This is a genomic window from Thermogemmatispora carboxidivorans (genome assembly GCF_000702505.1).
Lineage (GTDB): Bacteria > Chloroflexota > Ktedonobacteria > Ktedonobacterales > Ktedonobacteraceae > Thermogemmatispora > Thermogemmatispora carboxidivorans.
Map to the genome: position 1 here is coordinate 1,188,854 of NZ_JNIM01000001.1, position 11,435 is coordinate 1,200,288.

Annotated in this window: 8 protein-coding genes, 1 tRNA gene and 1 pseudogene; 7 read left to right on the forward strand and 3 right to left on the reverse strand. The window is 58.7% G+C overall.

Translation table 11 applies throughout. The annotated features are described in order from the left end of the window. Positions 1–71 precede the first annotated feature (71 nt). Positions 72–1,191, forward strand: a protein-coding gene (prfB, locus tag N688_RS04740; RefSeq protein ID WP_337588086.1) for a peptide chain release factor 2 whose coding sequence is annotated in 2 segments (ribosomal slippage) — positions 72–137 and positions 139–1,191 — 1,119 coding nt in all. Because the reading frame shifts where the segments join, the coding sequence is not laid out codon by codon here. 119 nt (positions 1,192–1,310) lie between these two features. On the opposite strand, the gene N688_RS04745 is transcribed toward prfB, so the two are convergent. Beyond that, on the reverse strand, positions 1,311–2,396 hold the full coding sequence (locus N688_RS04745) for a sigma-70 family RNA polymerase sigma factor (protein WP_052888208.1): 1,086 nt from the start codon (positions 2,394–2,396) through the stop codon (positions 1,311–1,313). A gap of 1,424 nt (positions 2,397–3,820) precedes the next feature. On the opposite strand from N688_RS04745, the pseudogene N688_RS23930 reads away from it, so the two are divergent. From N688_RS23930 to N688_RS04775, 5 genes and pseudogenes are all read left to right on the forward strand, one after another. Then, a pseudogene (locus N688_RS23930) lies at positions 3,821–4,102 on the forward strand (zinc ribbon domain-containing protein); the annotation flags it as partial. A gap of 534 nt (positions 4,103–4,636) precedes the next feature. Continuing rightward, positions 4,637–5,659, forward strand: coding sequence for a signal recognition particle-docking protein FtsY (gene ftsY, locus N688_RS04760; protein WP_081838521.1), 1,023 nt, complete (start codon positions 4,637–4,639; stop codon positions 5,657–5,659). Positions 5,660–5,736: 77 nt separating this feature from the next. Further along, entirely contained in the window at positions 5,737–6,723 is a 987-nt protein-coding gene (gene accD / locus N688_RS04765; protein WP_081838522.1) for an acetyl-CoA carboxylase, carboxyltransferase subunit beta, read from the forward strand. Continuing rightward, positions 6,707–7,666: an acetyl-CoA carboxylase carboxyltransferase subunit alpha gene (locus N688_RS04770; protein ID WP_052888211.1), complete on the forward strand. Its 960-nt coding sequence runs from the start codon at positions 6,707–6,709 to the stop codon at positions 7,664–7,666. Before accD ends, N688_RS04770 begins: the two co-directional genes overlap by 17 nt. A 174-nt stretch (positions 7,667–7,840) precedes the next feature. Then, positions 7,841–7,921 (forward strand) — tRNA-Leu (locus tag N688_RS04775). Positions 7,922–8,316: 395 nt separating this feature from the next. Here the strand turns inward: N688_RS04775 and N688_RS04780 are convergent. Continuing rightward, complete coding sequence (locus tag N688_RS04780; RefSeq protein ID WP_052888212.1) at positions 8,317–9,444, reverse strand: YeiH family protein; 1,128 nt, start codon at positions 9,442–9,444, stop codon at positions 8,317–8,319. Positions 9,445–9,545: 101 nt separating this feature from the next. After that, positions 9,546–9,767 carry a hypothetical protein gene (locus N688_RS04785; protein ID WP_052888213.1) on the reverse strand — a complete coding sequence of 74 codons (222 nt, stop codon included), beginning with the start codon at positions 9,765–9,767 and terminating at the stop codon, positions 9,546–9,548. 838 nt (positions 9,768–10,605) lie between these two features. Here N688_RS04785 and N688_RS04795 point away from each other — a divergent pair. Continuing rightward, entirely contained in the window at positions 10,606–11,430 is an 825-nt protein-coding gene (locus N688_RS04795; RefSeq protein ID WP_162179490.1) for an HNH endonuclease, read from the forward strand. Positions 11,431–11,435: the final 5 nt, after the last annotated feature.

Consider the following 11,435-nt stretch of genomic DNA (forward strand, 5'->3'; position numbering starts at 1 on the left):
AGCCGCTCTAGGCGGTCCGTTGAACGGAACAGCTCTTTCGTCGGGGCCACAAACATGCTACAATAACAACCATGAGTGAGCTGACCTCGCGTATCGAACGCCTACAATGGCGAGTCCACGAAACGATGGTGCGCCTTTGACCTGGCGCACAAACGAGAACACATTGCAGCTTTAGAGGCGGAGACGCTTCAACCCGATTTCTGGGCCGACAATCGCCGGGCTCAGGCTCATATGCAGCGTCTGACAGCATTGCGCGAAGAAGTTGAGACCTGGGAAGGACTGGAGAAGCAGCTTCTGGATCTGCAAGAGTTAGCGCAATTGCTGGAAGAGGAGCCGGAGGCCGATCTGGAGGCTGAGATCACGCGCTCGCTGAATGCCACGGAGCAAGAGGTAGAACAGCTTGAGCTGGCCCTGCTCTTCAGCGGTGAGCACGACGAGCGCGATGCCATTCTGAGCATCCACGCCGGCAGCGGCGGCGTCGATGCCCAGGATTGGGCTGAGATGCTGCTGCGTATGTACCTGCGCTGGGCCGAGCGACATCGTTTCCGCACTCAGATCTACGAATACAATGAGGGCGAGGAGGCAGGAATCAAGAGCGCCACGGTTGAGATCGCGGGGCGCTATGCCTATGGGCACCTGCGTTCCGAGATAGGAACCCATCGCCTCATTCGCCTCTCGCCTTTCGATGCTGCCCATCGCCGCCATACCTCTTTTGCCCGCATCGAGGTCATCCCCGATATTGAGGATGCCATCGAGGTGACCATTCGCCCGGAAGACCTTGATATCGACACCTATCGTTCGACCGGTGCTGGCGGCCAGCACGTCAACAAGACCGACTCGGCGGTGCGCATCCGGCATATTCCGACGGGGATCGTGGTCACCTGTCAAAATGAGCGCTCGCAGATTCAGAACCGCGAGGTGGCCATGCGCATCCTGCGGGCGCGCCTCTACGAGTTGGAACGCCGCAAGCGCGAAGAGGAAGTGGCGCGCCTCAAGGGCGAGTATGTCCAGGCGGACTTTGGGACCCAGATCCGTACGGTCACCCTGCATCCGTATACAATCGTCAAGGACCACCGTACCGGGTATGAGACCAGCGATACCCAGGGGTACCTGGCCGGTGACCTTGATCCCTTTATTCGCGCCTACCTCCAGATGCAGGCGCATCAGGCGGCGGCGGGGGTCCAGCCATAGCTTGGCCCTGGTGGGCACCTGCAGGCTGGTAGCAGGAGAGATGGGCCGGGCCAGCCGGTGCAGCGGTGGCTCCTCTTCCTGCCGCCGCTGGACGGCTTGCCGGCCTCCTCCCTCTCCTTTCAGAGCGAAGCAAATTCGCGCAGACCGTAGTAGCGCTCGGGATAGCGCAGCTTGCGCAGCGCTTTCACCTCGATCTGGCGAATGCGCTCGCGTGTCAGTTTGAAGCAGGCGCTTACCTCGTCCAACGAGTGCGAACAGCCATCCTGCAGGCCATAGCGCATCTCAAGAATAGTGCGCTCGCGGGGATTGAGAATCTCCATCGCCTGCTGAAGGTGGTCATGGAGTCGCTGGCGCGCTTCGCTGTCCTCGGGGGCCATCATGCTGGGGTCCTCCAGCGTATCGGCCAGATGATACTGTTCATCATCGGCCACCGGAGCATCGAGAGAGACAGGCTGCTCCGAGATATTGAGAAGCTCGACAACGCGCTCCTTGGGGAGGCCAACCTCGGCAGCTAACTCTTCAGGCAGCGGCTCAACGCCCTGTTCCTGATAAATGCGTCTGGCCACGCGCTTAATGCGGTAAATGAGTTCTACAACGTGCACCGGAATGTGAATCGTGCGCGAATGCTCCGCGATCGCCCGGCTGATGGCCTGACGAATCCACCAGGTGGCATACGTGCTGAAGCGGAACCCGCGGCGATAGTCGAATTTCTGGGCTGCTCGCATGAGGCCGATGTTGCCTTCCTGAATCATGTCGAGAAGGGGCAGCCCCTGGTTCGTGTAGCGCTTGGCAATGCTGACAACCAGACGGAGGTTGGACTCGATGAGGCGCTGGCGGGCGCGAAGGTCGCCTTGGGCCACGCGCTCGGCAAGCATTAACTCCTGCTCTGCAGTCAGCAGCGGATAGGAGCCGATTTCTTTCAAGTAGAGCTTGACCGTGTCATCGATAGCACTGCGCTCTGATGTCTCCTCGCCATCTTCGTCCTCTTCCTCCTCTTGTTCCAGCTCGGCGAGAACGGCCTCTTCGCTTTCCAGGTCGAGATCAGAAGGGCCGGGCTCATCGAAAGGAGCAGCGGCCTGGTGGCTCCGTTTGCCAGTGCGCCTGGCGTGCCCTGCTCTCTTCTTTGGGTGCTGAGCCGCGAAAGACATGTCATCCACCTCAAGCAGACCAAGATGCGTCTCTGCCTTGTTTCCTCGCACTCCCATTACTCAAGCTCCTTATGGCGCAGATGAGGTCGCGTTGATCACGCTGCTCATGCAACCGATGCCAGTGGATTGAAAGGACCGCCCTGACGGCATGACCGGAGGCGGCACAGGGTTTGCGCTCCCACACTTCTCTGGATTCGCAAAAACCATGCCAAAGGGTAAGAGAAGGTCGCGGAAAAAGGTGAGAAGACCAGGCGCCTGATGGCGAGAGGCAGGTCTGGCCTTATCTCCGGGCGGAGAGATCAAAGCGCAGAGCGCCTGGCGAGCCGAAAGGTGCCGGCACACTCTCCAGAGATCTACTGGAGGGTGAAGAGATTTCCACCTCTGGGGAATTTTCCTCACCCAGGCAGCCAGATAGGCAGTAGCGCAGCGGGCTGCAGCTCCCTGGCACCTTGGGCCGGAGTGGGGCTTGCCCCTCCCTGGTATGCTAATGTGTAGAGTGAGCAAACAGGCGGCGGAGTGGTGCAGGAGGTGAAGCGCAGGAGGAGGATGCTGGTGAGGGCAAGCTCAGGTACGTTCATGTTAGCTCCCATCCTGGCCTCAGACGATGCTGACGATCCTCAGCCACGCTTGCTTCTTGCTTGCCATTTCGGCAGAAACAATTGTGTGTGACGAATAGATATGTTATAATCGTGTGGTATCGAAGAGATACACGCGCGAGCGGTTGGGATTGGCCGTTCCCAGCAAAACCGACCCCTCATAGGGAAAGAGGGTGTCACACAAGAGACAATCTGTGGTATGATAGCGGCGGCATGGACTATGTATGACTGCTGTGGGGACGCGGATGCAGAGGCGGAGGCTCCCCCTCGGCTTACTTCTTCGCCCAGCCTCGCCTGGTCTCGTGGTTAGGCAGGCGAATACAATCCTCCAGAGAGAAGGAAGGAGGCGATTTCGTGGAATTCTCGTTTCCTCGGTGTCGCAAATGTAGTGAAGGTGATCTGGTTCCGCTTTCGGACTTCGGCAGCCAGGGAGCTTCTATCGAGTACAAGGCCTGGGTTTGTACCAATCCCTCTTGCCTGTACAACATCAAGATCAGGAATGGAGATATCATCATTAATGAACCCATTAGTGATGGCTCTCTCCATCAGTACCGTGGCAGCCGCTCGTGAACCGGCCTCCAGTCGCTAAGATCCCATTCCTAGAGCAATCGACACAGTACCTGGATGGTCACGGTGGTGGGCAACAGGGATACCCGCCGCTGCCCTGCCCCCGATCCGGTTCTGTCGCGTGCAACGGGTCTCTTTGTGTGTTTAGCTGCTGAAAAGGCGCTGGCACGACACGCTTGCTCTGCCTGATGCCTTTTCAGCGCACACTTGTAAAGCGAGGGCGTTCTCACCTGCCGCACGGCTCCGTCCCAGGTGAGCAGGCCCTCACTTACAGGTCACGGCTCAGAAAGCCCCGCTCTTTCAAGGCGGGGATGAATGAGCGTTCCTGTCATAGCTGTGAAAGCGGCTTTCACGAGTCAAGATTGCTCAGCATGTGGCACACGCGTCAAGAAGTCTCTGTCAGTCAGGACGCATATCTGTCCTGGCTGTGGGCTGGTACTCGATAGAGACCACAATGCCGCCATCAACATGCTGGCAAAGGCATTAGACCGTACCGGTGGGCAATCGGGAACGGGTCTCTCTCAGCAGAGACGCAACGCTTCTGGACAGACCGCCTCTACCCGCTCTGGCAAGGCCAAAGCGAGCAAGCGGGCTGGATGAAGGAAGAACCCCCTGCTTTCTAAGCAGGGGAGTGTCAGAAGTTCGCTCTATTCACTCATTTCGTCCGCTGCGTCCTACCCCAGCTAGCCTCAGCTTTCGACCCTGACGGAGACCGTCGAGGGAGGGAGACGGTGCACGACGCGCGCTTGTGCCGCTCCTGCCCTACCTGTTGCTCTCTGCACTTGCGTTTTGATCTGCTTGCCGTTCCGCCCGCTGGTGCCTGTGGGCTGGACCTCCCTTTACTTCTCAGCCGGGAATCGTCTACAATGAAAGCTGATGGCAGGGACCGGCATGAGGCGAGCGATGCCTGTCAGCCTGCTGATCTGGCCCCTTCCTGCCGTCTGCCTAGTGCTGGACCGCCTGCCGACAGTAAGCGCCTGCCTGGTTCCCGTGCTCGTCCTGGTTGCTGGAACAACGATCGCGCAAGTGGGCCAGAGGCTAACCAGGCGAGAAAGCAGGTAGAAGAAGAGCACAGTACGCTGTTTGCGAACGATGGAGCTGAAGCGTCTGATCGCCTGAAGGAGTCGAATCACGGTGCTGAATAGATTTTTTGGTCGTAAATCAAAAGAGGAAGAAGAGGCTGCCAAGCGAGAAGAAGGCATTGGGGAGCCAGAGCGAAAGGGGACGGACCCGGCACTCGAACGGCGGCTGAGCTTCCTCAAGGTCAGCTTGAGTCGTACGCGCCAGCTCTTCGGGCGGGTCCAGGAGAGTTTCCGGCAGGATGAGCCGGTGACTGACAGCTTCTGGGACGAGCTTGAGGAGTCCCTCATCGAGGCCGACGTCGGAGCTAGCACGACAGCCTGGCTGCTTGAGCGCCTGCGCGAGCGGGCTGAGCAGGAGCGCTTGCGCAGCACCGCCCAGGTGCGACGTGCTCTGCGCGAAGAGCTGCTGGCTCTGCTCGGCAAGGCGGCGCCATTGCGCTTTGCCACTCAGACACCCCTGACAGTCATGCTTGTCATCGGCGTCAATGGCTCGGGTAAGACCACCACGGTGGCCAAACTCGCTTACCGGCTCAAGCAGGAGGGCCATCGAGTCATCCTGGCGGCTGCTGATACCTTCCGCGCCGGAGCGATCGAGCAGCTGAAAGCCTGGGGTGAACGCATTGATGTTCCGGTGATCAGCCAAAACCCCGGTTCTGACCCTGGGGCAGTAGTCTATGACGCCATTCAGGCCGGTCTCTCGCGCGGTCATGATGTCTTGCTGGTTGATACCGCCGGGCGCTTGCATACGAAGTTCAACCTGATGGAGGAGTTAAAGAAAATTGGAAAGGTGGTGCAGAAGTTCCTGCCTGAGGGACCCCAGGAGCTGCTGATTGTGATCGATGCAACCACAGGTCAAAATGCGCTATTGCAAGCGCGCAAGTTCGCTGAAGATGTTGGTCCGACAGGCGTCATCATTACCAAGATGGATAGTACAGCCAAAGGTGGCTTTGCCTTTGCTGTGGCCGATGACCTGGGTGTGCCTATCAAGTTCCTTGGTACCGGTGAGAAGGTCACCGATTTAACGCCGTTTGATCCTGAGAGCTTTGTAGAAGCACTGCTGGCCCAGGATGAATAAGGAAATCAAGCTGCAGCTACGGAGAAAGGCACTATAAACGACGCATCGCAACGTCACAAACATACGAGGGTACTGTTATGGCGAAGGAAGCGGCGGGCTCTTCCGGTGGGCCGCAGCCTGAGCAGCGCTCAGGGCCGGGGGTTGCCCCCGATAATTTGATGGTCAAATGCCCCAAATGTAAGGAGATCCTCTATAGCCGAGACTGGGAGAAGAATTTAAAGGTCTGCTCCCGCTGTAACTATCACTTCCGTTTGACGGCCCATGAGCGGGTCAACCTCCTGCTTGATCCCGGCAGTTTCGTGGAGCTGGATGCCGCGATGGTGTCGGTCGATCCTCTAGACTTCGTGAGCCGCTCGCAGTCCTATGCCGAGAAGCTGCAAGAAGAGCAGGCCAAGGTTAACCTCAATGAGGCGGCGATCCGCGGCTACGGGACGGTTGAGGGGCTGCCGCTCTCGCTGGCGGTGATGGATTTCCGCTTCATCGGCGGGAGTATGGGCTCGGTGGTGGGCGAAAAGGTGACGCGCGCTATCGAGCTGGGTCTGGAGCGCCGCTGGCCGGTGCTGGTTGTTTCCACCTCGGGTGGTGCTCGCATGCAGGAGGGGTTCTATTCCTTGCTGCAGATGGCCAAGACAGCGGCGGCTCTGGCGCGTCTGGGCGAGGCTCACATTCCCTATTTCAGCTTGATTACTGACCCGACCACGGGGGGCGTCACCGCCAGCTTTGCCATGCTCGGCGATGTGATTCTGGCCGAGCCGGGGGCCTTGATTGCCTTTGCCGGGCCGCGCGTCATCGAGCAATTTATGCATGTGAAGTTGCCCGAGGGAACAGTCAATTCCGAGTTTGTACTCCAGCATGGGATGATCGATGCTGTGGTCCATCGGCGCGAGTTGCGCGCCACGCTGGCCCGCCTGCTGCGCCTCTATAAGGTCCCAGGGGCTACTCGGGCGCAGCAGCCGGCTTCCGCTGCGCCGCAGTCCCAGGTCGAGGCGGCGACCCTGTTGTCCCGACAGTCCTCGCAGTCGCGGGCCGAGGTTGGAGGAGGTCAGGATGGTCTACGATCTTGAGTTTGAGAAGCCCCTGGCGGAGCTAGAGAAGCGCATTGCCTCCCTGCAGCGTAAGGGGGAGCGCCTCCGCCCGGAGGAGCATGGCCAGTTGCAGGAGTACGAGCGCGAGCTGCGCCGTCGCACAGAGGAGATCTATCGCAGTCTAACGGCCTGGCAGACGGTTCAGGTGGCGCGTCACAAGGATCGTCCCTACACTGCCGATTTCATCCATCTGATGTGTGAGGAGTTCTTCGAGCTGCATGGCGATCGCCGCGTGGGCGATGATCACGCCATCATCGGCGGCCCGGCCCTCTTCAACGGGGAAACAGTGATGATCATCGGCCACGAGAAGGGGCGCGGCATGCGCGAGAAGATGTATCATAACAACGGCATGCCTCACCCGGAGGGCTACCATAAGGCTATTCGCCTTATGGAGCAGGCCGAGAAATTCGGCTATCCGGTCATCTGCCTAGTCGATACTCAGGGGGCCTTCCCTGGCCTGGAGGATGAGGAGCGGGGTCAGGGCAGCGCTATTGCGGCCAGCCTCTATGCGATGGCTCGCCTGCGCGTACCCATCATTGCGGCGGTAATTGGTGAGGGAGGAAGCGGCGGCGCTCTGGCCATCAGTGTGGCTGACCGTCTGCTGATGTTAGAATATAGTATTTATACAGTTGCCGCTCCCGAGGCCGCCGCCTCGATTATCTGGCGCGATAAGGTCTATGCTCCCCAGGCGGCAGAGGCCATGCGCATCAGCGCGCGCGAGCTATATGCTTTGGGGCTGATCGATGATCTGGTACCTGAGCCCCTGGGCGGCGCTCACCATAACCATCGGCTGGCGGCGGAGAATCTTAAGACGGCCCTCATTCACCATTTACAGGAGCTGAGGCAGATTCCTGTCGATCGACTGGTGCAGATGCGCTACGAGAAGTATCGCACTGTCGGACCATTTGGTTTTGCCTCGTGAGCATAAGAGGAGCCTGGAACGCACGGTTTTCTACTGGCTCACGCGGGGCTTGACGCCAGCGGCAGACTTCTGTATACTGAAAGCTGTCAGACCGCCGAAGCGATATCCTCGCTGACGGGCTGGCAGCTTTCCTGAGTCTGGGCAGCTACCTCTGGTGTCGCTGCTAGCTCCAGAGCCGGTGTGGCGGAACGGTATACGCGCCTGTCTCAAAAACAGGTCCCGCAAGGGTTGTGAGTTCGAGTCTCACCACCGGCACCTCCCTAAAGACGTACCACTCTCGTCTCCCTGGATTCCTCCCGAGGAGGAGGCTAGCTTCCTGCTTGCCCTCCGCTGAGGGAGCATTTTAGCCTCTCTCAGAGTATCATGCTCCTCGTGAAGCCAAAGGCGCTGACTGGTCGGTTAGCAGCGGCTTCGTCTCACTCTACAGGAGGGTAGGTTAACCCATGCCACAGTGCTGTCCTGTCCTGCGGGGCAGTGGACTGCTGTCGACCAGCCCAGGCTGACAGGGCTGCGGGCAAGCCCCTGGCTTGAACCAGGGGGCATTGACGCCAGAGAGGAAGAGGGCGGGATGAAGCCCTACTTGTAGAGAAGCTCATCCCGCTCTCTTCTTTTCGATTCTGGTCTGGCTGCGTGAACTGAGATGTGGCTCTCTAGCTATGGAAGGCGAAGACGCCGAAGATGAGAGAGGCGAGTAACAAGGCAAAGAGCGTATTAAAGAGGGTGGCCAGACCGTAGACCAGTACTGGGCGTAGTCCAGCCTCTCTGAAGCCCTCTAGCCGGAAGCCCAGACCGATGCTCACGAAGGCCAGTGTAAAGAACCAGGTGCGCAGCGCGTTAAGATCGTTAATAATCGCCTGACTGGACTGTAGTAGGTGCAGGTTGATCAGGACTGTCATGACTAGTGAGGCGAGAATGAAGCCGATGACGAACTTGGGGAAGCGCGTGAAAATCTCGCTCCAGCGCGGTCGCTCGCGCCCGCTGTCCCGTTCGACGCGCGTAATCCAGTAGAGGGTAAGCAGGAAAGCAATCAGGCCGATGAGTGCATTCTGCGAGAGCTTGACAACGGTGGCATACTGCAGGGCCGCCTGCCCGGCAATGGCACCGCTGGCCGTGACGGCAGCGGTGGTATCGATGTTCCCTCCGATCCAGGCCCCGGCTACTGCCTGACTAAGGTGCAGCCAGTGGGCGATGAGTGGCTGCAGAAAGATGAGTGGCAGCGAGAAGACAATCACCAGGCTGGCAACATAGCCCAACTGCTCGCGCTTGGCCTGCACCGCCGCCGCGGCAGCGATGGCCGCGCTGACGCCGCAGATCGAAACGGAGGCGGCGATCAGGGCGCGCAGATGACGCTCTAACTTGAAGGCCCCTCCAAGGAACCAGGCTGTCAAGAAGACCGAGCTGATCAGCAGGACGGCCTGAATGATGCCCCCGATGCCAATTTTGAGCAAGTCAAAGAGGTTCAGACCAGCCCCCAGGAGAATGACGCCGGTTTTAAGAAATAGCTCGGTGCGAAAGGCAGCAGCCAGCCGCTCACGCCAGCCCAAGAGTGTCAGAATGCCATTGGCCAGAAGGCCTAGCGCAATGGCATAGACGGGAAATTCAATGCTGCTGAGGGTGCGCCGGACATTCCCACTGAAAAAGGTGGGCAGAACCTTGGTTAGCCACCACACGGCCACGCTCAATGCGAAGACGATCAGCAGGGAGCCAAACAGGGTAAGCCAGAAGGCTGCTGGCCTGCGCTCGCCTGATGCGGAAATAACTGATGTGCTTGTGCTCACGTCTCGCTCCTCCTTTCCTTTCCTTTGCTGGGCCGCTGGTCCAGCTCAGCAGGGTAAGCGAAAAACCGATCAACCGGATGAATCACTGTCCGTCTTACCCGTTACGGGATGGAGTGCAGGATACGGGTGATGATCAGGACAACCAGGGCCAGCCCCAGAATGAGGGCCCACCAGTCTTCATTGAGCAGACGGTACCACGGGCGGACAGCGACGCTGCCGCTAGCCTGTGTAAGTGCCTCCTGGTTGATCTCGCTGGCAGGTACTCCTTCTGCCAGCTGATCGGCTTTGTTGTTTGGCAAGGGCAGGTTTTCCTCTGTAGCCATCGTCTTTTCCTCCTTCTTGTACTTGACCAAGTGTTGGCTCCTGGAGCGGCCCCAGGCGCTCTAGATGCTGGTAGTAGACGGCTCCTACGCACGTCACAAGGGCCTTCCTGCCGGGTCCGTGGCTGCTGCTGAGAGCCAGCCTCTAATGTTGATATTGTTGATTAATTTAGTAATGAAAGTGTGCCATAGCAAGAGGCCGGCTGTCAAGGTCCAGGCGAGAAAGTTGGTTTGCCGGCAGAGAGAGCGTGCGCAGAAAGACAGGAGAGGGGCGCTCTTGGTGGGCTGCTCTATACTAGGGGAGGAGAAAAGCGATGAGCCTGGTGCGTGATTCCTGACGAAGCAAAGGCGCTCATCGCGCCTGCTGTGCGTTGCAGGGAACAGTCACGCTGGCTGCTCCCTGCAACGCTGCCAATACCAGGTGGGTGCTGGTTAGATCTGCCGGTGCCCTGCAGCGTGACTACGGCTTTCGCTACAGACCCATCCGTTGACGAGGCTCCACGTCTCCTTTCACTCAGCTCCTGGGCTGGATCTCTCGATGCGATCGCTACTTGCTCTTCTCCGCCCCGTGTTGACCGGCCTGGCAGCCACTGTTTTTCAAGTGAAAAGACTGGAACCACGGTTGTATAATAAAGCATATTTCCGCAAGCATCCTCCGATGGGAAGGAGCAGGCTGATGGTCACGTGCAAGCGCTGTGGAAGGACCATGCAAGGGGTCACTGCTTTTCTCCTCTTTAAGAGAGACCTTATGCTTTGTCGAGCTTGTGATTGGCAATTACAAAAGATTGCGGAAAACTACCGTCGAATCTTCGTGGCGACCTTTAGCGAAGGCGTTTTCAGCATGGAGCGGTGGTCGCAGTTGCGAGCGGATGCTCTGGCGGCAGGAGTAGAGGAAGAGCGGCTGCTCGCGGTCATTCGTTATGAGGCTGTCGGCGTGATTGAACGGGTCCTAAGTCGTGCTACCGCCAGTGCACCCCTCACCGATGAGACGGAGGCGCTTGTGCGTCGGCTCATAGTGCTCTTTCGTATCCCTCCTGAGCAGGCCCACCGGCTACATCGACGTCTTCTCATTCTTAACATCTATCGGGGGCGTCTCCCGTCAGTGGCTCACCACGAACTGGAAAGGCAAGGGTTACGTCTGGAGTCCGACGAGATCTGTCACCTGCTTGTGCCAGTCACCTATTATCGTCTCAGTCCGACTACCCCCAGGCCGGTGGCGGGGCAGCTACTTGCTTCCAACAAAAAACTTCGTTTTCTGTCTCCGACGGGGGGAACGACCATTCCCTGGAGCTCTGTGATGCGCATTCAGCTCGCCAGGATGGGCCAGCCACCGCAGCAAGGTCTTCAGCTCGAACTCAGCAAGAAAGCTGGCAGCGGCTTTTACCTCTTGCCTGATCCTGAGGTAGCCTGTGCCATCATCGACACCCTGGTACGGATGGCCAAGCGTCAACTGGTGCTCGTCGATGAAGCCAGCAGCCGTCACATTCCCCAAGAGGTACGGATCGCTGTTTGGCAGAGAGATGGGGGCCGCTGCGTCGAATGTGGTGCAACTGAATATCTCGAGTTTGATCACATCATTCCGCTCAGCAAGGGCGGAGCTACAAGCGTCGACAATTTGCAGTTACTCTGCCGTAAATGCAATGCGCGAAAGCGAGATCTTCTCTAGAACAG